This window comes from Acinetobacter puyangensis (assembly GCF_900096995.1).
GTDB lineage: Bacteria > Pseudomonadota > Gammaproteobacteria > Pseudomonadales > Moraxellaceae > Acinetobacter > Acinetobacter puyangensis.
Map to the genome: position 1 here is coordinate 343,245 of NZ_OANT01000005.1, position 21,057 is coordinate 364,301.

The window sequence follows — 21,057 nt, forward strand, 5'->3', positions numbered from 1 at the left end:
TCATAAGATGAAATAGCAATTGATCCTATTTACTGATTAATGACATCCCGTGCAATGACAATATGCTGGATATCTGAGGTCCCTTCATAAATCTGACTAATACGTACATCACGATAAATACGTTCGACAGGAAAATCTTTTAAATATCCATAACCACCATGTATCTGGATTGCATCTGAACATACCCGTTCTGCGATTGTTGAAGCAAAAAGTTTTGCCATGGAGGCTTCTTTTAAACACGGCACCCCCGAATCCTTAAGATCTGCTGCGTGATAAACTAGCTGCCGTGCCGCTTCAATTTGTGTTGCCATATCTGCAATACGGAAACTTACTGCCTGATGCTGGTAAATCGGCACCCCGAATGCTTCTCTTTGTTTAGCATAGTCAATAGCAGCGTCCAAAGCTGCACGTGCCATTCCGACAGACTGTGCAGCAATGCCAATACGGCCAGCGGCAAGGTTGGACAAGGCAATTTTATAACCCTCACCCAATGCACCAATCAAATTACTTTCATGCACACGGCAATTTTCAAAACTAATTGTTGCGGTATCCGAACAATGCTGTCCCATTTTATCTTCTAGACCAATGACATTGTAACCTTCGTTATCTGTGGGTACAGCAAAACAAGAGATCCCCTTTTTGCCCGCTTCTTTATCAGTAACTGCCAGTACTATGGCAATTTGAGCATTTTTTCCCGTGGTAATAAATTGTTTAGTTCCGTTTAAAATGTAATATTCACCCTCTTGATCTGCCCGGGTTTTTAATGCACTTGCATCGGAGCCGGTATGCGGTTCAGTTAAACAAAAACAACCTAACCATTCACCACTGGCGACTTTAGTTAAATAGTTCTGTTTTTGCTGTTCATTCCCATAATGAAGTAAAATACCGCAGATTAATGAATTTTGAACACTCACAATAGTAGAAAGTCCCCCTTCACCTGCTGCGATTTCCTCAAGTGCAACAACCAGCGTTTTATAGTCCAGTCCTGCACCCGCATACTCCTCTGGTACAGTAATACCCAGAACACCCAGTTCGGCCAGTATTTTCAATTCCTGTGATGGAAAAGCTTTGCTAATATCACGTTCCGCAGCAGCTGTTTTAAGTTTGTCTCGTGAAAAATCACGCAAAATATTCTGTATTGATAATTGATCTTCCGTTAACATTTGGCTTTACTCCTTATTTTGCAGCCATACGAATTGCACCATCCAGACGGATAACCTCACCGTTTAAATACGTGTTTTCAATAATATGTTGTGCCAGCTTTGCAAACTCTTCAGGTTGCCCCAAACGTTTAGGGAAAGGCACCATATCACCCAGTGCCTGTTGCACCTCGACCGGCATATTCAGTAACATGGGCGTAGCCATAATACCTGGTGCAATGGTCATGACACGGATTGCATCTCGCGCCAACTCTCGTGCCAATGGCAACGTCATCGCAACAACAGCACCTTTGGACGCCGCATAGGCGACCTGACCAATTTGCCCCTCATATGCGGCAACCGAGGCAGTATTAATAATGATGCCTTTTTCGCCGCCAGTATCCACTTCATTCTGTGACATTGCCTGAGCTGCGAACCGAATCATATTGAAACTTCCAATCACATTAATATTTAAAGTTCGAGAAAAAGACTCAAGTCGATGCACGTCCTCTTTTTTCAATACTTTTTCAGCAGGTGCAATGCCGGCACAATTAATCAATCCTGATATTTTTTGTCCTTTCAATTGTTTAAAAAACTGTTGAGCCTGCAACTCATTCGTGATGTCCATACATTCATATCTTGCCTGTATGCCCAATTGTTCTACGGCTTTTTTTAAGCCTTCTTCATTTATATCGATTAAAACCACCGAAGCATGGTTTTGTACAAGCTGGCAAGCAACTGCATAACCCAAACCAGATGCAGCACCTGTAATTAAGAAAAGATTTCCTTCTATTTTCATTACTTTTTTCCATATTCTGTAACACTAAGATTAATCTATAAAACCAACACTCAAATAACAATTTCTAAATACTGCAACTTATTTTAAATATATGAATATTCCATAGAAAAGAAATGATAAATAATGCTTAAAAAACCTCTTATTAATCACCAATAAATCAACAAAAAATATAATTATCAAACATTTAAATTCATGTTCTAAAAAATCAATACACATGATGGATTTGAACATTGCTATAATTCCGGCGAATGTTTAACGTTGATAACAGGTATTACGGATAAATAAAAATACTCTAAACAGAGTTCACGTTTAAGGATAAAACGAGGATATAGCAAATGTTAAAGACATTAACGGAAGTCTCTAATACATTCGACTACGAACAGTATTTACAAGCACAATTACACGGCAAACCACAATCTATTAATGCTTATGATGAGTGTTGTGGACGATATGCAGACACTAATAAAGTTGCATTAATATGGGAAGTATTAAATGGCTACGCCATATCATATACCTTTAAAGAACTTGATCTATTATCTGCAAAATTAGCCAACCATTTTAAATCAATCGGTATCAAACCAGGACAATGTGTCGCTGGCTTATTGTCGCGCACGCCTGAATTACTGATTACCATACTTGCAACTTGGCGAATTGGCGCAATTTATCAACCCATGTTTACTGCATTTGAAAGTAAAGCCATTGCCCATCGCATCAACACGGCACAGACCCAATTGATTGTAACAAACCTCAATCAGCGTACAAAGCTCAATAACCTACATATCAAGCACATTATTACCGTCAACGCCAGTAGTGAAGGATATACAAATGATGCAGATTTCTGGACCGTATTAAATCAGCAATCTGATATTTTTGAACCTGTCAGTCAAACATTTGAAGATAATTTTTTAATGATGTTTACGTCAGGGACGACTGGCCTGCCAAAATCTGTACCTGTGCCATTAAAAGCAATTGCTGCGTTTAAATCCTATATGCTGTATGCAGTCGATTTAAGAAATGATGATTCCTTCTGGAATCTGGCAGATCCTGGTTGGGCATATGGCTTATACTATGGCATAACAGGCCCACTAAGTTTAGGCAATACCATCATCCTGAATGAAAAAAACTTTACTGTTGACAATGCTATTGAGACCATTAAAAAATACAAGGTGACGAATCTGGCAGGATCTCCTACTGCTTTTCGACTGTTATTTGGGTTTAAAGAGCAAATTGATTTAAATATAAAATCTCACCTGCGCGTGGTCAGTAGTGCTGGTGAACCTTTAACCCCAGAGGTCATCAATTGGTTCAAAAATGATTTAGATGTCAATATTTATGATCAATATGGTCAAACAGAGCTTGGGATGGTGATTGGAAACCATCATGCCCTTAGCCATCATGTCAAGATTGGTTCGGCAGGTTTCGCTATTCCCGGACATCGTTTTGCTGTACTGGATGAACAATATCAGGAAGTTGGCATAGGCCAATCTGGTGTTCTTGCTATTGATACCGAACATTCACCGCTATTCTGGTTTAAGGGTTATGATGGACATAATCGTAAATCTTTTGTCGGTAAATATTATATTACAGGAGATACTGTCAGCATCAATGCGTTTGGAGGAATCGATTTTATTGGTCGAAATGATGATGTTATTACAACTTCCGGCTATCGTGTTGGCCCATTTGATATCGAAAGTACCTTACTTGAATGTGATGAAGTATTAGAGTCTGCTGTAATTGGTAAACCAGATCCCACACGCACAGAAATTATTAAAGCATTTGTGGTTTTAAAACCCCACATTACTGCAAATGATGAACTTAAAGACAAACTTCAGGAATATGTACGTAACCGCCTATCCAAACATGCATACCCAAGGGAAATTGAATTTATTCAGGAATTACCCAAAACGCCAAGTGGGAAAATTCAGCGGAATGTGTTAAAAAATGAAGAGATCCAAAAAATGCAGGAACTTTCTTATTGTTCCTAATCACTGTTAATTCCCATTTTTTTGGTGTATTTAACAATACTGGCTGATGTTAATGCTGTGACAACTTTCTATATGTTCCAGCACTGACACCAGTCCACTTCTTAAAAGCACGCTGAAATGCACTGGGATCGTTAAAATTTAGAGCATAACTAATATCATATAATGTGTCCTTAGTATTAGAAAGTTTTTCTATGGCATAATCTCGCCGGATTTCATTTTTAATTTTCTGGAAACTTGTTCCCTTGTTTTTTAATCTGCGTTGCAAGGTTGCTTCCGAGATATTTAAAATCAGCGCAATCTCTTTTAATTCAGGCCACTCCTGTAAATTTGATTGACTTAAATAGTTTCTAATTTCCGCACTTAGATCATTGTCAGCTTTATAACGAACCAGAAATTTTTGTGGCGTATACTTTAAGAAATCATTGACATCCTCATTGGATTTTTTAATTTTAATTTTTAAATCAGATGCATCAAGATAAAGTACATTCTGTTCAGAAAGAAATTCAATTTGATCAGTAAACCTAATATAATAATCTTCACAGTAAATTGGTTGACTACATTTAAGCTGAATTCTGTGATAAATAATATTCTTATCAGCCAACCAACATAAAACCCCTTGAATAAACATCATATAAGTCGCATAAGTAAACATACGCTTTATATTACCTTTATCTTTAATATAAATTCTTAATTGATTACCAGTCTCGTCCACATCATAATAGGCATATAAATCATCAAGAATAATATTAAAATAATTTAAAATATTCTGTAGTGCTTTTTCAATTGTTGTTGAATGTTCAACCATTTTAACCAATAATTTATAAGAACCTCGTCGCATTGCATGCGCATCCATACCAAAGAACTCATCATTCATGGTGTTGGCAATCTCTATCCAAAGCTTAGCATAATCGTTAATACTGACACGTGCCTTATTCACATCAAGTAAAGTCGGCGAGATTCCTGCATTACTTGCGATTTCATATATATTGTATCCACGAGAATTCGCCACCAATAAGGCTTCTTTTACCAAATGAATTGAAATTGTGCCTTTGATATAGTCCATCTTTTAAATCCTGCTTCCTTGTCAAAATTAAACAATATTTTATTTAAAAGTTCAATTATTATGCATAGCGACATCAGTATTGATATGTAGTTTTTAATCTTGATTTTTTCAGTTATGAGCAGAAGATTTAATTTGACTGCTGGTTCTTTATAAAAAAATAAAGATCAATTATATGAATATATACCAGCATTCAAATTATGTTTTTCTCTAAAAATACAATTACAACAAAGGGAAAAATAATAGTTAATAAAAACAATAGCCCATAGAATATTTACTGACATTATGTACATGAAACACGTGAAAACACCTACTCTACTACAGCATATTCCTCAAAGATCTCTTTTCCCTTTAGATGCAGCCAACTCTCAGGTCCAGATTCTATTTCCTCAATGGTGAGCAAACAATCATCAAGCTGCTGTTTAAGTTGTGCCCATTGAATATTTTGCCCAATAAAAACCATTTCCTGACGACAATCACCCGCCTGCTCATGCCATTTCTCTAAAATACTATGGCGACGATAATCATCTTGTGGCCATTCGTTCTGTGGTAAAAAACGCCACCAATGTCCGACATAACCCCATTCGAATTTTCCACCCGTCTGTACCAGCATTCCAATATCCACATAACGATGCGCCAGCCATATATAACCTTTACTACGCAATAATGTGCCATTTATCCATGGCTGATTTAAAAAGGCATATAAACGCTGCGGATGAAAAGGGACACGTTCACGATATGCCCATGAAGAAATACCGTAGGTTTCTGATTCAGGATGGACTTCCTGCTGATCCAGATGCTGCATCCAGCCAGGTGATTTTACCAGACTCGGCAGATCAAATTTATGTGTATTTAAAACAACGGATAAATCAATTTCACCATGTTGTATGGGTAAAATTTCTGCTGATGGATTCAGTTGTTTCAGAATTGCAGCAAGATGTTTAAACTTCTCTTCTCCAATCAGATCAAAACGGCTGACCAGAATCACATTGGCATACTCAACCTGATCCAGTAATAAATCCGAAAGTTTTCGCTCAATCAATTCATCATTTTCAATCGGTGTTTCTATATGTTGTCCTGACTTCAACATCTCCTCAAAATTTTCACCATTGACCACGGTAACCATAGTATCAAGACGTGCCAGCTCACTCAGACTAAAGCCATCTTGATTCAGAAAAGCAAATGTTTCTGCCACAGGCATCGGTTCAGAAATACCGGTTGATTCAATCAAAATATAATCAAATTGTGCCTGTTGAGCTAGCGTGCTGACCTGCTCCAGCAAATCAGCACGTAAAGTACAGCAAATACAGCCATTGCTCATTTCAACCAATTGATCACTGCCACGGTGGAGCTCCACATGACGGCGCACATCTTCTGCATCAATATTGATTTCACTCATGTCATTAACGATCACAGCAACTTTTATTCCTGCGCGATTACGCAGTATATAATTCAGTAGTGTGGTCTTGCCCGATCCCAGAAAACCAGATAATACAGTGACTGGAATACGCGTATGAATAGCATCCAATATCTTACAAGATTGTGCTGTTGTCATTTACCTTCTCCTAATACAGTGATTCCGTGACTAGAAATGTTAGCTTTAATTAGGCTTCGACTTTGTCCAGATAACTTTCAAATAAATCAACAATGACATAACCATCATCAGCCGCATCACCCCACAGATCTTTCACGCGAAACTCAACATGATAGGTCGGTTGATGTAATGCAGTTTGATCGGCATGACCTATCGCATCAGGGAAAGGCCATTTTTCTGTCGTGCGGTGTAATATCACACCAGATTTACCTCTGACATAAGCCGGTGCACGAATGTGTCCGGATACATACTCATCACGCACGGTAACTTTATCACCCACCTCAAATGGAGGGCGATTACCAATGGCAGGACGACCATTAGAATGATTGGGATTGGCTAATTTAAAATGTGATCCCAATGCTTCATCAAGCTCTTGTTGAGTGATCACACCGGCTTCTGTCAATAAAGTTGCAGTCGCAATAATATAGCGTTCATAATATTTTGTACCTACATGTTGTCGTACATCTATCCGCTCAACCGCATGACGAACCTGATCGATATTGAATTTGTTTAAATGCCCGGCGCCCAGAAACATTAGACTGTAGGCCAGATGTTCCCAATCTTCTTTAAACACGGGTTTGTAACTTTTGCTGTTAATTTTATGATCGACAGGACCAAATCCCTGAAAACCACCAAGATCATGAAAGCCATCCATAATCATTCTCCTTCATTCGATAAATATGAGATTAATGTGAAAAGTCGTTACACAACCGGGAGGGATACGCCGATCAATACATCTTTAGTGATCAATTTCTGTAATTCTTCCTCAGTCAGATGTTCTGTACCTTGTGGACGCATTGGAAGAACCAGATAACGTGTTTCTGCCGAAGTATCCCAGACTTTAATCGTGACATTTTCGGGGATATCGGTACCTAATTCTTTCAGTACAGTACGACCTTCACGAACTAAACGCGCACGGTACTCAAAACTTTTATACCATTCCGGTGGTAAGCCAAGTACAGGCCAATTGGTACAGGAGCATAAGCTACACACAATCACATTTTTAACCGTAGGGGTGTCTTCCAGTGCAACAATGTATTCACCCTGTGGTCCGGTATAACCGAATGCTTCACATGCGGCAGTACCATCACGTAATAACAATTCGCGATATGCCGGATCCGTCCATGCTTTGGCTACGACACGGGCACCATTTGCCGGATCCCATGTATTTTCCATTAAATCGGTTATCCCTTCGACAAATCCTTCTGGAATTAAGTTTTTATCATTCAGGACTTTAAATAATGCTCTTGCTCTCTCGCCTGGGGTAGAGCTAGATGTTTTAGAAACAGATGTACTCATGTAAAACGCTCCTTGGTAGAGAAGTTAGGACAACAATCATCATGAAAATGATCAAATAGGCTTGTTGTCTGTCTATTTTTGATTAGCGATGGTGCCAATCAACTGCGGATTCAAATGCTGCTGCGGCCTGATAAATCGTGCCCTCAGCAAAATAACGACCAATTAACATCATGCCGACAGGTAATCCATCGACCACTCCACATGGCACTGACATAGCCGGGTGACCTGTAATATCCTGTGCTGCGGTATTACCAATCATTTCAAAAGCTTTGCTAATATATTCAGTAATTGAAGCATCTTGATCAGGTAAAGGTTGTGCAACAATCGGTACTGTTGGCATCAGTAATAAATCGTATTCTGTCAATTTTTGGTCATATGCGGCACGGGCACGGCGAGCAATATTTTGTGCTTTGGCATAGTATTTTCCACCGTACTGTTCAATTCCGTATTGTCCGACAAACATACAGATTTTAAGGGTCGGTGATAACTTGTCAGCTTGCTTACGCCAGTCTTTATGTTTATCTAACAAGCGAATATCGTATTGACCTTTCCAGTTAAAACCCATGCCATTACCATGCATCATTTGCGCAGTCAGACCTTCGCAGCCAATAGGTGACCAAAGTGCACCTGCTAGATAATGTTCGGGTAAAGAAATTTCTTCTACAATTGCGCCAAGCTTTTCAAATTCTGCGGCAGCATGACGAACTGTTTCGGCAACACGGCTGTCCATGTTTGGTAATTCAAAACCTTCAAGGACAATACCAATTTTTAAGCCTTTGACGCCCCGATCAAGATAGGATAAATAATCGTCTTTCTTGACCGCGTATTGGCGTGGATCCAGCCCATCATCACCAGCAAGCACCTCAAGCAGTAAGGCATTATCACGGACATTGCGACTGACTGGTCCGACATGGTCAAATGTATTCTCAATAGGCATAATGCCAGTATAAGGCACCAGACCAAATGTCGGTTTTAAACCGTACACACCACAAAATGATGAAGGAATCCGAATGGAACCACCTTGATCACAAGCAATCGCAAGATCCACTTCACCACTGGCAACCAACGCTGCACTTCCGGACGATGATCCGCCTGCTGCGTAACCATAACGATGCGGATTATGTACAGGCGCAGGATCTGAAGTATGACTGCCACCAGAAAGACAAAAATGTTCACACGTGGCCTTACCTAGAACAGTCACACCCTCATCCAGCATACGTGTCACAATGGTCGCATCATAAGATGGAACAAAACCTTCCAAAGTACTGGAACCATTCATCATCGGCACACCGGCCAATGCGACATTATCTTTCAATGCAACGCTACGCCCAGACAACTTACCGGTTTTGGCCCCCTTCACTTCTGTCTTGTAATACCAAGCATTCAGCGGATTTTCTTCTGCATTTGGTCGATAACCAGCATCACGTGCATAGTGCACTGCTGGTATTTCGTCAGGTAATGCATCAATTTGATCGTATGCATCGAAATTGGCTTGCATCATTGCCAAATATTCTTCGGCTTGAGCATCTGTCAACTGAATATGTAAACGGCTGGCGAGGTCCAACAATTGTGTAGTTGTAGGGCGTTCAATAGTCATAATATTTTCCTTATCTACTGTTTCAGTAAATCTTTTTTAGAGCAAGTTTCGATATAAAGATTAATCTTTACAGACTGATCATCATGGACGTGCTGTCGCTATTTCGGTTCTAAGCAATTTTGTTATTCACTATCAATAGACTTATTTGCTTGTGGCCAATGAATACCAACACTTTTCATGCCTTTAGTGACATCCATATCAGGATGGGCAAGTACCACATCACGATAAGAAGGGCTACCGATAACAGCAGGTTTGAATTTGGAAAGAAATGCAGTTACTTCTTCACGAATATCTTCTGGTACATTGTAGTTATCGCAACATTCATCAATTGCCTCAAATACAGCTTTCCAATGTACTTCTGTCAGCCCCATACCTCTGTGTGCAGTAACCATGTCACGCCCGCGATATACGGTATTACCACCCCAATGTTTACAGAGAAAATCAACAAAATTAATGTGCTCTTTCTGAAATGTTGATTCAGACATATGCGCCCAGATATGACTGATATCGGGATGCTTCATACATGTTTTTAATATTTCACCCGCAAAATCATAGATGGCGTCATAGCCACCAAGACGCTCGTATAGGGAAGGTTTTTGGTCTGTCGTCAATTGTTGATCACTCATGATTAAGTTTCTCCGTTCAAGATAGATTTTATGGAGACATTTCTGCTCCTGTTTTCCCTAGCAACAGCCTTTAAAGCTGAATCTAGGTCACATTTACCTTATGACTTGTAGATGGGCTAAAATACTTTCATGATGCGTAAAGTGGCGCGTAAATCCTCTTTAAAACCACCCTCCATTTGGAGGTCACGCTGGAGTTGGCCTTGAAGCTGAACAGTTGGAGCAACAAATTTAGACAGCTCCAATCGCAACTGATCAACTTTTGTCATCTGACCATTTTCGACACCATCTACTGTTTGCTTACCACCCCAATATTTTGAGTAGCCAGCGGCAAGCGTCCATGTTTTATCTTCTGGTGGTGTATAAGAAAGCCAGCCCTGAACCTGATATGTATTATCTTGCTCTAACCGACCGACACCATTGTTGATGGCATCCTTGTTGTCGCCATACCACATGACATCAGCAGAAACCTGTGCCGTAAAACCCCCACCTAGTTGCTGTGTTCCACCAAGTTGCAAATCAAATTTCCAGCGATTTTCCCCTAGATTGAGAGTGCGACCTGCATCATAAGCACCTGCGGGTACATATAAATAAGGTACAATGGCAAAATTGGTCTTGGAATTGTTGACTAGCCACACTGGGGCTGCAAAGATAGGATCTGCTGCACCACTCGCTGATTCAAGACGAGTATTATTCAGCGAACCATCGTAAAGCCTACCGTAAGGAAGCAAAACCTGAGGTGCAACAGTGAATCCGCCAATATCCATATAATAGACATAACGAAAAATACCCACCACAGACTTCAATCCTGTATTATCTTTAATTTCTTTATCATTGATGGTTGCAAAGCTGTCTCGTGAAGCATAGGTCATATAACCCAGAACTGCATTGGTTCCAGCCGGTGCTGGAATAAGATCTTGTGAGTTCAAATCAACTGCATGTGTAGATCCTGCAAAAAAGCACAATGTACAGACAGATATACCAGTGGAAAATACATTATGTCGTCGCTTTCTGGAAATCATTGGTTCTCTCCTGCGTGTCTGATAATATCGATGTCAAATCCGTGATGAAGAAAGATAATTAAGTGTGAAAAACTGGCTCATCATGCTTTGCAATGCTGATCATTCAATATTTAATCTCTTTCCTTGTGTTTTTATCTTACGGAAGTTTTATTGTCTGACTTGGTCAACAAGGACAACCGCTTGGCTAGCACGGTCATGATTTTCATATTTTCTCTACAAACCAATTTATTGTTATTTATATTTTTAGAATAAAACCATATACATCAAAATCATAAATACTTAATTCTGTTAATTTAAGTTTGACTTCAAAATAAAATTCACCAAATATTTGTGAATCGGCCACCTTGTCACTTAGGTAAAGCATAGATCCCAACAAAATGTTTATACACGTTATCAATTTGAAATAAACAATTTAATCTGTGTTTTGCTCATTTTTTTCATTGAGCAATTTTTAATATTTTGCTATAAGTTAATAATCTTCAGGACGAAGAGCATAGAACACATAAGAGCAGATCAGGCTAGTTATAGTCTTAAACAGTTAATTTTTAAATCTGTTTAAATTTATCATTTAATGACTTGGTCTTATTCTTCACTTCATTATGTATCGCCATTAATCTCATTAGATGAGTTGCATGTAATGTTTAAAGAGTAAACATGTTAACCAAAAGGATATTGATATGAATCAGACAAATATACCGAGATGTAATAGCAGGTATTTAAAACAAGAATTGATCTTTATAGCAAATCATGACAAATTCACTCAGCATGAGTCCCATACAAGATATAAATCAAATCGATTTATGATAAAGCCTCATCAACTTAGATTTTTTCAGCAAGATAACCATTACAGTGCAGTAATGCACTACATTAGAACAATAGAAAAGATATTAAGTCAGTCCAAATATATTAAAAATGCCCCATCAGAGCTTAATTATAAGAATAAAATAAATATTTTTCATAAAGTTATAAAGCTTTATCTCCAAGTTAATTCAATATTTCAAAAGCATATATTGTCTTTCAATCTATTTTCCATGATGTCTTGTTACCATGACTTAAGCATATTCAGGCATACCAATCATAAGCTTTCAGTTTTCAGAAATTAAATTATTGGTACATTTATTGCTTAAGCCTCACAGCAAATCATTTTTTATGCAATTGTCTTGCAGGAATGTATAGCCATGAATCCACAGCAAAGTATGCATAACATCCGCTACTCAACTCAAGATATCAGTGCACCAGAGCGCTTTGAATACTGGAATGATGTCGTGCTCCGTCATTGTATTCCAGCAGCCAGCCAGCCAGGAAATCCTTTTGATTTCAATGGTGAATTAATCGTTAGAAACGTTGGACTAATTGATGTCTGTACCATTTCAGCAAGTATGCATCATTGGGAAAGAACAGCAAAACATCTTCGTACAGGACCTGATGAAGATTTATGGTTGGGCTTTATGGAGCAAGGTTATGGTGAATTAAGACAAAATGGACGAAATTCAAAATTAATTGATAATAGTTTAGTGCTCTATGATGCAGCACAAACATTTAATTTTAGTCTTGGTGGACAAAAAAATCATTTGATGCGTATTCCTCGGCATTTACTAAAGCACCGCATGCCGAATATCGAAAATTTTACAGCGATGATTTTAGATGAAACTCGCCCAGGCGTCATTCCATTACGTGAAATGTTACGTCAAGCGGTGATGTCGCCCCTTAATTTGGAACATCCAAATTTATCTGAACGTTTTTCACAAACTGCTTTGGATTTATTGGTACTTAGCCTTGAAATGCAAGATATCAAACAAGTTGGCGCAGAACGTGATTTATACGCGCGCATGATGAACTATATTCAACGACAGTTGTGTGATCCGGAACTTTGCATCGAAAAGATTGCAAATTATCATCATGTTTCTGTACGCACAGTCACACGTGCATTTGCACGACATCAAAAAACTGTCATGTCAGTCATTTGGGCAGAACGTCTGAATGCGAGTCATAATGCGCTACAATCTGGTCATGTTAACAGCGTATCCCAAGCCGCTTTAGATTATGGTTTTAGTGATTTTTCCCATTTTAGTCATGCGTTTAAAAAAGCTTTCGGTATTACGCCTCGTGAAGTTCTAGGGCAAAAACTTTAAAAGAATACATTTTTATTTATTAATATATTGCTCTTAAAGTTTATATCTTTTACTAGAAAAATTTATTTCATATATTATTCAATTACTTATAATATAAAAATTGATACAGGCACGCAAAATACATATTGCCCTGCCTGTAATTGTTTAAGCGTTAATGCTTGTTCATGATAAAATATCTGTGCAAGATTTATCTGAGCTATGTGTATATATTTTGATGACACTAGACATACCAATCCCTAATTTATCTAACCCTTTTTGATGTGGAACAATCTTAATTTTAATTGGAAAGCGTCGTATAATTTTAGTGAAATTACCACTCGCATTATCTGTCTGAATTAAAGAAGTTTCTGAACCGCTAACTTTTGAAAGACTCTCAATTTCCCCGCAAAAACGATCATTTGGCAAAGCATCAACGTTAATTAAAACTTTATCACCTTTATTAACATAATGAAGCTGGGTTTCTTTGATATTCGCTTCTAGCCATAGATTTTGATTCGGGGCAATCGCCATAATATTTTTTGCAACAGTAGTATATTCTCCTTGTTCTATATTTCTAGAAGTGACTTGACCATTTATTGGGGATCGAATAATGGTAGCTGCCTTATCAAGTTCAGCTTGCTTAAGCTTTGCATTTGCCGCATTTAATTCGGCTTTTAAAGTACTTTTACTTGACTCTAGAATATTTAGACTTTGTATTTCTTGATTTTTCTGATCAATTGAGTTTAAAAGATTATTTTTTTGAATTTGCTGTTCAGTGCTTGATACGTCATATTCTGATCTGCTAATCGCACCGATATTTATAAGCTGTTGAGCACGTTTAAAATCATTACTGATCTTCTCTAAAGAGGAATTTGCAGAATTAATATCTATCTCTTTACTCTTAATTTTTATATGTTGAAGCTTAATTTCTTCATTTAATTGATTGATTTCAGCTAAAACTTTCTCTATTTCAGCTTTTGTTTGATCGATTTTAACGAGATAGTCTCTAGGATCAATACGAACAAGAACTTGTCCTTGGTGAACAACTTCGTTGTCATTTACATTAATTTCATCAATATAACCACTTACTTTAGTACTAATATAAGTTAAATTTCCCTTGATATAAGCATTATCTGTCTTAACAGTCTTGGTAAAGGTTGGCATATAAGTATAAATAAAATAAACCATTAAAAAAACAATAATTAGAGCGCTGCTCACAATTATAAGTCGAATAAATGGTGTTGTAGTTTTTTTTAAATCTGGATTTGACTGATTCATAGGAAAATACTCTTTAATAGATATTGCAAAATCATTCAGTAGTGCTTTTATAAGCTCTGAATACCCAAGTAAATAGAGAACCAATAAACAGAACTAAAGCGATGAATGTGAGTGCATCAATATAAGAAAGTAGGTACGCTTGTTCAGATACTTGCGTTGAGAGTGCCGAGGTATCTGTATTTGACTGAAAGTGTCTATTTAAGCTACCCAGTTTTTCAGAATTAATTGCGGTTAAATGCTGGTTTAAAACAATAGTATGGAACTTTATTCGTTCATTTATTAAGTGGGAAAATATGGCTATACCACTGGTTTCTCCTAGAACACGGACATAATTAAAAATGATGCCACATGTAGGACCTTCAAACTTATCAAGATTACCTAGAGCATAATGTAGTGTCGACATACCAAACATACCTTGCGCTAATCCTGCAAAAAAAATCGGCCAAAAGAATTGGAGATAATTCCAATCTTCAGTTAAGTAAGAGCAATACCAAGCCACTGCACCAAACATTAAAAATGAGATAAATAAAATATAACGTTGATCTATACGAGGACTTGACCAAAATGCAAAAACGATCCCAATAATCGTTCCAAATGAAAGTGGTAAAATCGCATAAGACAATTGATCAATTTTATAGCCTAAAATTTTGACCATATATTGAGGAATGATCCATACAGAAATTAATGTGGCAAGCCTAAATAAATATTGTAATAAAATTGCCGGTGTAAATGGTTTGGAAAAAATACTCAGTCTGATTAATCCAGCTTTATTAGTTTTAAAATAAAAGAAAGATAAGAATATAAAAATACATGATGTGATCAATAAAGCAGTAATCCACCAAGTTTCAGACCAAAAGTTTTTTTCACCTTCTGACATCGCGATAATAAAAGATACCAGAGCGATGGATATTATAAGATAACCAAACCAGTCAATTTTCTTTAGATTAGACAAGTTAATGGGATCTGCAAGAAAAGTTTTATTGGCAAAATAACAATAAATACAACTTAGAAAACCTAAACAATAAAAGGTGAATCTCCAGTTTTCAGCTATAAATAAAGAATACCCAACAAAGGCAGCTAATCCAGCCCCAACAGAAGATGCTGCTGCGAAGACCGCCAGACCTTTCGTCCGTTCAGCCCCTGCACTCAGCAAACTAAAAATTAAAATGAAAACAAAAATAGGAAACATGGTTCCAAAGAAGCCTTGAATAAGACGAAGTACAAGAACAAATTGAAATGAAGAAGACAGTGCTATTAAAAAAGACACAAAAGAAAATCCCCCACCTGCCAATAGCATAGCTCTTCTTCTACCAACCACTCCCGCAATAAAAAAAGCAAACGGGATCCCTAAGATTTGCCCTAAATTATAGAGACTTACAAACCATGTAATTTCATTTGCATCTACGGCAAAACTACTACTGATATCTGCTTGCATAAAGGAAATAGCAAGTGGAAAAACACCTACCAATAGTGCGCCAAATGCAGCAATTGCCATTGCTTTTATTTTTGGATAATTCTGTGTATTGAACATAAAACAAATTCTACATGCTGCATAAGGTGAGAATATTAAGTGGAAGCGTATTCACTAAATACATAGAAATTGATATTATTAATTGCAAAAAATGGAATCATAAAATGTATGATGCTCTTCAAGATTTAAGATTATTTCTTTACATTGTTAATGCAGGATCTTTAACGCATGCATCAATTCGTCTAGGTATTTCTTTGCCTGCACTGAGTCGGAGATTGGCTGCATTAGAAAAACGTTTAAATACCAAACTCATAGAAAGAAGTGCTAGGCGTTTCAGGCTTACAGAAGAAGGAGGAATTTTATATGAGAAAATTGTTCCACTCTTACAAAGTTTAGAGGAAATAGAATCTGAGATTATTGGTCGCAAAAATCAATTGAAAGGACGTTTAAGAGTTGGTTGTCCCTTGCAATATGGAAAAGAAAAAGTTGCGCCAATCATTTCAGAGTTATCTAAAAAGTATCCATTAATGAATATAGAATTGGTACTGTCAGATTCAAATTTAAATTTGATAGATAATGATCTCGATATTGTATTTAAGATAAATCCATTTCCTAATGAAGATGAAGTTCGACATCTTATTTTATCTAGTCGACGTGTGTGCTGTGCTTCCCCACATTATCTTCGTTTAAATGGAACGCCAAATAAACCAGAAGATCTGTCAGCACATAGATGTATTTGTTTTATGAAAGACCGACATATCTATAATATGTGGCGATTGAAAACATTAAATTCTTCACAACCTTTTCAAGTGACACCTAACCTGTCGAGTACCAGTGGTGAATTAGTACATCAATGGGCAGTAGAGGGCGCAGGAATTACATTTAGTCTTTTATGGGATGTTAACGAGTCTTTAAAAAAAGGTGAGTTGGTGGAAATTTTAGAGGAGTTTAACTATAGCCGTGTAGAATTGTATATCTGCTACTTGAAACAAGCACATACTCCCAAAAAAATTAGTGCCTTTATCAGTGAGATCATACAATTTAACTAATTTGTAGAAAATATTTCCATACGCTCTAATATCCATGCAATAAGCTCTTTTGCAGCAGGCGATATAGAAGTTAATTTCTTTATTATCAACCTACCGTAAATATTATTTAAAATAGTATTATCAATTTCTAAGGTAGTCAGTTGACCAGAGATAATATCACTGAACGCCGAAAATTCTGCGATAAAAGTAACTGCGTCTGTATTAACAACATAATGCCTTAATGCAGATAATGAATTAGTAGTAAAAGCTGGATTCAACGCAATGTTTTCCATATGAAACACATACTTTAAAGCTTGTCCTATACCATACTCAGGAGGCATAAGAGCGATAGGAAACTTAATTATATCTTCAAAATGAATAGGCTGCTTTAATCTTGTTAGTTGATGATCAGGTCTGAGCAGTAGTTTTATTGGTTGTTTACATGATGCAATATAACTGACGTCATCACAAATGGATGGATTATATGCTATACCAAAATGAGCCTTTCCCGTTGCAACCTCATTAATAACAGCATTTACTGGAAGTATATCAAGATATATTTTTATTCCAGGATAAGTGCGTGAAAATTCGCCAAGTACTTTACTATTTAATATATCAATAAATCCTTCACTCAGTGCTATACGAATATTTCCATCTTGCAGTCCACTTACAGATCTTAACTGTTCCTCAAAATGTTCTTGTTGAGCCTGACAACCACGCCAAAAATCTAATAAAAACTGGGCGGCCTCAGTTGGTTCAACCCCCCTTGATTGTCTATCAAATAGTTTTACTCCCACTTCTTCTTCGAGCAGTTTAATTTGTCTAGTAATTACAGACGGTGCTGTATTTAACTGTTCAGCCGCTCCTCGAATTGATTTATGTCGCCATACTTCAAAAAAATAACGCATTCGACGTTGATTCAGATCGCGCATAATTTTCAATCTAATTTTGTTGTTGCTTATAAGGTAACAAAGTGCTTCTTAAGTTGCTATTGCTGTATCAAAAAAAAATTTAGATTATAGGGTATCAAGACAAGGAGTCTGCGTGAGATGGTGACGAACAAAGCAATGTGTGCTACCTCTGAGGTAGCAAAAATTTATCGAAAAATTGACTTAAGAATCCTCCCCTTTCTTCTAGTCTGTTATTTTATAGCTTACCTAGATAGAGTTAATATCGGTTTTGCCAAATTACATATGCAGAGTGATCTAGGACTCTCAGATGCTGCATATGGACTAGGCGCTGGAATTTTCTTTATTGGTTATGCCATTTTCGAAACACCAAGTAATTTACTACTAACAAAAATTGGTGCTCGAAAAACTTTAAGCCGAGTTATGTTACTTTGGGGCATAACCTCAAGTTGCATGTTTATAGTTAATAATGAGATAAGCTTCTATATATTAAGATTTTTTTTAGGTGTGTTTGAAGCAGGGTTTGCACCTGGAATGATTTACTATCTCACTCTTTGGTATGGTCGTGATCGACTTGCAAGAGTTATGGCTATAACAATGCTTGCTGGTCCAATAGGAAGCATTGTAGGAGCGCCACTATCAACCTGGATCATGACAGAATTTGCTGGCATAGGTGGACTCAAAGGTTGGCAATGGATGTTCTTAATTGAAGGATTTCCTGCCGTTATTCTTGGAATTTTAGCTTTAAAATTACTTGTTGATGCTCCATCACAAGCTAAATGGTTATCTGACGATGAAAAACAAATTCATGCCAAATTAGTGATAAGCTCAGATAACGCACACTCATCATTTAGGGCAGCACTCAAAGATCCCCGAATTTACTTAATGGCATTTGGATACTTTTGCTTAATTTGCGGCATCTATTCTATGAGTTTCTGGCTTCCATCCATCATTCGTGATAGTGGCGTAAATGATTTAATGTCAATTGGATTTTTATCAGCGATTCCATATATAGCAGCAATTATCTTTATGCAAATATTTGGACGTACATCTGATATCTACAATGAAAGACGTTGGCATACATCAATTCCTGCATTCATTGCAGCGATCAGTTTAGCTATTTCGACAGTATTTACTGACAATCTTCTCGCATCATTAATATTTTTATCATTGGGGACTGCTTTTATCTGGAGCGCCTATACAGTTTTCTGGGCTATACCTGCTCAATACCTTCAAGGAACAGCGGCAGCTGGTGGGATTGCCGTAATTAATACAATTGGTTTAATAGGAGGATTCGTGAGCCCAACTCTAATTGGTTTACTTAAGTCCTACACAGGCAGCTCTTCTGCGGGTGTACTCGCTATGGCTTTAATAGTTGGTTTCGGTTCGATACTTTTAGCAGCAAACAAACCTAAAACTAAAGCTTCTCTAATGAATAGTTCGTTACTTAAATAGGAATGGTTAGTTATGAAATATAAAATTTTGATCGCTGGATTTCAGCATGAAACAAATACATTTGCTCCAAGCAAAGCTACCTACGAAAGCTTTATACGTGGTGAAGGTTTTCCTCAACTAGCACGAGGAAAAGATGTTCTAAAGCTTCGCAATGTAAATATTCCAGCAGGAGGCTTTATAAACGAAGCAGAGAAATTTGAGTTTGAACTAATTCCCGTCATATGGGCCGCAGCAAGCCCTTCAGCACATGTCGAAAAAGAAACGTATGAACGAATAGTCAGAGAAATTACCTTAGCTGCAAGTAATCAGGTAATTGATGGTATTTACTTAGATCTACACGGTGCTATGGTTGCAGAACATATCGATGATGGTGAAGGTATTTTATTATCAAGACTTAGAAAGATAGTTGGTGACAATATTCCAATTATTGCATCTTTAGATTTACATGCGAATGTCACTGAGCTAATGCTAAGTTCAGCAGATGCCTTGACCGCATTCAGGACATATCCTCATATTGATATGGCTGAAACAGGTGCTCGTGCTGCTAAATTGATGGATTTGAGGTTACGTGAAGGTAAATTATATCGCTATAGTTGTCGATTACCATATTTAATCCCAATTAATAGTATGTGTACATTAGTCCACCCTGCCAAGGAATTTTATTCCTCATTGGAAGAGTTCGAGTGCAATCAAATATCTTTATCATTCGCTCCAGGATTCCCCGCAGCAGATTTTAACGAATGTGGACCCGTTTTATGGGGGTATGGTACTGATTATTATAGACTGGAAGTTGCAGTTAACAGCTTATACGATAAGTTACTAAAAGAAGAATCCGATTGGGAAATATCATTTCTTACGCCAGATGAGGCTGTAAAAGAAGCTATAGCCATTTCTAAAAATGCTAATCGACCAGTTATCATTGCTGATACTCAAGATAATCCTGGTGCCGGAGGAGATGCAAATACTACTGGATTAATCAAAGCACTTTTAAGTAATAAAGCAAATAATGTTGCTGTCGGCTTGATATGTGATGCTGAAGCAGTACAGGCAGCATATGAAGCAGGAATTGGAGGAAAAATATCAATCAAACTTGGAGGGCAAGCAAAAATACCGGGCGATACACCTCTTGAGGCAAATTTTGATGTAGTCCACTTATCTAATGGTCAATGCCATTTTGATGGACCCATGATGCATGGAATGTTTGTCGATGTTGGACCAGTTGCTTGCTTACAACTAGAAGGAATACTAATTGCTGTCAGTTCCTCAAAAGCACAAATGATTGATAGGAATCTTTATAGAATCGCTGGCATCGATCCCGAAAAAATGAGTATTTTAGTAAACAAAAGTTCAGTACATTTTAGAGCAGATTTTGGTCCTATTGCTGAAAAAGTATTAGTAGCTAAAGCGCCTGGGCCTATGATTGCAGATCCTTCAGATTTACCATGGACACATTTAAGGCAAGGAATAAGACTAAAACCAAATGGACAACCTTTTTTGATCACAGTGAAGTGATTAGCATTATCTAATCAGTACGAGACTATCAAAAAAAACCATCCTATTTCTTGTTAGGTTAATAATAATCTAAATATGTCTTTGTCTAGTCCTGAAATAAGTTGACACTGATTTCAACTATAAAACGCCTGATGAACCTCATTGGGCGTTTTGTATTTTAAGGCAAAGTGAGGTCG

At 37.3% G+C, this 21,057-nt stretch carries 17 protein-coding genes; 5 read left to right on the top strand and 12 right to left on the bottom strand.

What is annotated here, in order from left to right:
* Positions 1 to 29 precede the first annotated feature (29 nt).
* On the bottom strand, positions 30 to 1,163 hold the full coding sequence (locus CRO21_RS11780; protein WP_097079498.1) for an acyl-CoA dehydrogenase family protein: 1,134 nt from the start codon (positions 1,161 to 1,163) through the stop codon (positions 30 to 32).
* A gap of 13 nt (positions 1,164 to 1,176) precedes the next feature.
* Positions 1,177 to 1,938: an SDR family NAD(P)-dependent oxidoreductase gene (locus CRO21_RS11785; RefSeq protein ID WP_097079499.1), complete on the bottom strand. Its 762-nt coding sequence runs from the start codon at positions 1,936 to 1,938 to the stop codon at positions 1,177 to 1,179.
* Between the two features lie 335 nt (positions 1,939 to 2,273).
* On the opposite strand from CRO21_RS11785, the gene CRO21_RS11790 reads away from it, so the two are divergent.
* Positions 2,274 to 3,923: an AMP-binding protein gene (locus CRO21_RS11790; RefSeq protein WP_097079500.1), complete on the top strand. Its 1,650-nt coding sequence runs from the start codon at positions 2,274 to 2,276 to the stop codon at positions 3,921 to 3,923.
* Between the two features lie 49 nt (positions 3,924 to 3,972).
* Here CRO21_RS11790 and CRO21_RS11795 read toward each other — a convergent pair whose 3' ends face one another.
* From CRO21_RS11795 to CRO21_RS11825, 7 genes are all read right to left on the bottom strand, one after another.
* Entirely contained in the window at positions 3,973 to 4,986 is a 1,014-nt protein-coding gene (locus CRO21_RS11795; RefSeq protein WP_097079501.1) for an AraC family transcriptional regulator, read from the bottom strand.
* 307 nt (positions 4,987 to 5,293) lie between these two features.
* Positions 5,294 to 6,538 (bottom strand): GTP-binding protein, encoded by a 1,245-nt coding sequence (locus CRO21_RS11800; RefSeq protein WP_097079502.1) that lies wholly within the window; start codon positions 6,536 to 6,538, stop codon positions 5,294 to 5,296.
* 49 nt (positions 6,539 to 6,587) lie between these two features.
* Positions 6,588 to 7,232 carry a nitrile hydratase subunit beta gene (nthB, locus tag CRO21_RS11805; protein ID WP_097079503.1) on the bottom strand — a complete coding sequence of 215 codons (645 nt, stop codon included), beginning with the start codon at positions 7,230 to 7,232 and terminating at the stop codon, positions 6,588 to 6,590.
* 47 nt (positions 7,233 to 7,279) lie between these two features.
* Positions 7,280 to 7,876 carry a nitrile hydratase subunit alpha gene (nthA, locus tag CRO21_RS11810; protein WP_097079504.1) on the bottom strand — a complete coding sequence of 199 codons (597 nt, stop codon included), beginning with the start codon at positions 7,874 to 7,876 and terminating at the stop codon, positions 7,280 to 7,282.
* A gap of 82 nt (positions 7,877 to 7,958) precedes the next feature.
* Complete coding sequence (locus tag CRO21_RS11815) at positions 7,959 to 9,473, bottom strand: amidase (RefSeq protein WP_097079505.1); 1,515 nt, start codon at positions 9,471 to 9,473, stop codon at positions 7,959 to 7,961.
* Positions 9,474 to 9,595: 122 nt separating this feature from the next.
* On the bottom strand, positions 9,596 to 10,099 hold the full coding sequence (locus CRO21_RS11820) for a group I truncated hemoglobin (RefSeq protein ID WP_097079506.1): 504 nt from the start codon (positions 10,097 to 10,099) through the stop codon (positions 9,596 to 9,598).
* Between the two features lie 116 nt (positions 10,100 to 10,215).
* Positions 10,216 to 11,118, bottom strand: a complete 903-nt coding sequence (locus tag CRO21_RS11825) for a transporter (protein ID WP_097079507.1) — start codon at positions 11,116 to 11,118, stop codon at positions 10,216 to 10,218.
* Between the two features lie 1,178 nt (positions 11,119 to 12,296).
* On the opposite strand from CRO21_RS11825, the gene CRO21_RS11835 reads away from it, so the two are divergent.
* A complete protein-coding gene (locus CRO21_RS11835; protein ID WP_097079509.1) occupies positions 12,297 to 13,250 on the top strand; it encodes a helix-turn-helix domain-containing protein in 954 nt (317 codons plus the stop codon).
* A 162-nt stretch (positions 13,251 to 13,412) separates the two neighbouring features.
* Here the strand turns inward: CRO21_RS11835 and CRO21_RS11840 are convergent, their stop codons facing one another.
* Together CRO21_RS11840 and CRO21_RS11845 are read right to left on the bottom strand one after the other, a co-directional pair.
* The gene (locus CRO21_RS11840) at positions 13,413 to 14,507 is read right to left on the bottom strand and encodes an HlyD family secretion protein (RefSeq protein ID WP_097079510.1); all 1,095 of its coding nucleotides are present in this window, start codon (positions 14,505 to 14,507) and stop codon (positions 13,413 to 13,415) included.
* Positions 14,508 to 14,538: 31 nt separating this feature from the next.
* Positions 14,539 to 16,038 (bottom strand): MFS transporter, encoded by a 1,500-nt coding sequence (locus CRO21_RS11845; RefSeq protein ID WP_097079511.1) that lies wholly within the window; start codon positions 16,036 to 16,038, stop codon positions 14,539 to 14,541.
* A gap of 104 nt (positions 16,039 to 16,142) precedes the next feature.
* On the opposite strand from CRO21_RS11845, the gene CRO21_RS11850 reads away from it, so the two are divergent.
* Positions 16,143 to 17,027 (top strand): LysR family transcriptional regulator, encoded by an 885-nt coding sequence (locus CRO21_RS11850; protein ID WP_171294042.1) that lies wholly within the window; start codon positions 16,143 to 16,145, stop codon positions 17,025 to 17,027.
* Here CRO21_RS11850 and CRO21_RS11855 read toward each other — a convergent pair.
* On the bottom strand, positions 17,024 to 17,938 hold the full coding sequence (locus tag CRO21_RS11855; protein WP_097079513.1) for a LysR family transcriptional regulator: 915 nt from the start codon (positions 17,936 to 17,938) through the stop codon (positions 17,024 to 17,026). The two genes, CRO21_RS11850 and CRO21_RS11855, sit on opposite strands and share 4 nt — an antisense overlap.
* A gap of 117 nt (positions 17,939 to 18,055) precedes the next feature.
* Between CRO21_RS11855 and CRO21_RS11860 the strand changes: the two genes are divergently transcribed.
* Entirely contained in the window at positions 18,056 to 19,369 is a 1,314-nt protein-coding gene (locus tag CRO21_RS11860) for an MFS transporter (RefSeq protein WP_097079514.1), read from the top strand.
* Between the two features lie 12 nt (positions 19,370 to 19,381).
* Entirely contained in the window at positions 19,382 to 20,881 is a 1,500-nt protein-coding gene (locus tag CRO21_RS11865) for a M81 family metallopeptidase (RefSeq protein WP_097079515.1), read from the top strand.
* Positions 20,882 to 21,057: the final 176 nt, after the last annotated feature.

Excerpts from the sequence above, each read along its gene's own strand:
- CRO21_RS11780 (WP_097079498.1), bottom strand. The coding sequence starts at position 1,163 with ATGTTAACGGAAGATCAATTATCAATACAGAATATTTTGCGTGATTTT.
- CRO21_RS11785 (WP_097079499.1), bottom strand. The coding sequence starts at position 1,938 with ATGAAAATAGAAGGAAATCTTTTCTTAATTACAGGTGCTGCATCTGGT.
- CRO21_RS11790 (WP_097079500.1), top strand. The coding sequence starts at position 2,274 with ATGTTAAAGACATTAACGGAAGTCTCTAATACATTCGACTACGAACAG.
- CRO21_RS11795 (WP_097079501.1), bottom strand. The coding sequence starts at position 4,986 with ATGGACTATATCAAAGGCACAATTTCAATTCATTTGGTAAAAGAAGCC.
- CRO21_RS11800 (WP_097079502.1), bottom strand. The coding sequence starts at position 6,538 with ATGACAACAGCACAATCTTGTAAGATATTGGATGCTATTCATACGCGT.
- nthB (WP_097079503.1), bottom strand. The coding sequence starts at position 7,232 with ATGGATGGCTTTCATGATCTTGGTGGTTTTCAGGGATTTGGTCCTGTC.
- nthA (WP_097079504.1), bottom strand. The coding sequence starts at position 7,876 with ATGAGTACATCTGTTTCTAAAACATCTAGCTCTACCCCAGGCGAGAGA.
- CRO21_RS11815 (WP_097079505.1), bottom strand. The coding sequence starts at position 9,473 with ATGACTATTGAACGCCCTACAACTACACAATTGTTGGACCTCGCCAGC.
- CRO21_RS11820 (WP_097079506.1), bottom strand. The coding sequence starts at position 10,099 with ATGAGTGATCAACAATTGACGACAGACCAAAAACCTTCCCTATACGAG.
- CRO21_RS11825 (WP_097079507.1), bottom strand. The coding sequence starts at position 11,118 with ATGATTTCCAGAAAGCGACGACATAATGTATTTTCCACTGGTATATCT.
- CRO21_RS11835 (WP_097079509.1), top strand. The coding sequence starts at position 12,297 with ATGAATCCACAGCAAAGTATGCATAACATCCGCTACTCAACTCAAGAT.
- CRO21_RS11840 (WP_097079510.1), bottom strand. The coding sequence starts at position 14,507 with ATGAATCAGTCAAATCCAGATTTAAAAAAAACTACAACACCATTTATT.
- CRO21_RS11845 (WP_097079511.1), bottom strand. The coding sequence starts at position 16,038 with ATGTTCAATACACAGAATTATCCAAAAATAAAAGCAATGGCAATTGCT.
- CRO21_RS11850 (WP_171294042.1), top strand. The coding sequence starts at position 16,143 with ATGTATGATGCTCTTCAAGATTTAAGATTATTTCTTTACATTGTTAAT.
- CRO21_RS11855 (WP_097079513.1), bottom strand. The coding sequence starts at position 17,938 with ATGCGCGATCTGAATCAACGTCGAATGCGTTATTTTTTTGAAGTATGG.
- CRO21_RS11860 (WP_097079514.1), top strand. The coding sequence starts at position 18,056 with ATGGTGACGAACAAAGCAATGTGTGCTACCTCTGAGGTAGCAAAAATT.
- CRO21_RS11865 (WP_097079515.1), top strand. The coding sequence starts at position 19,382 with ATGAAATATAAAATTTTGATCGCTGGATTTCAGCATGAAACAAATACA.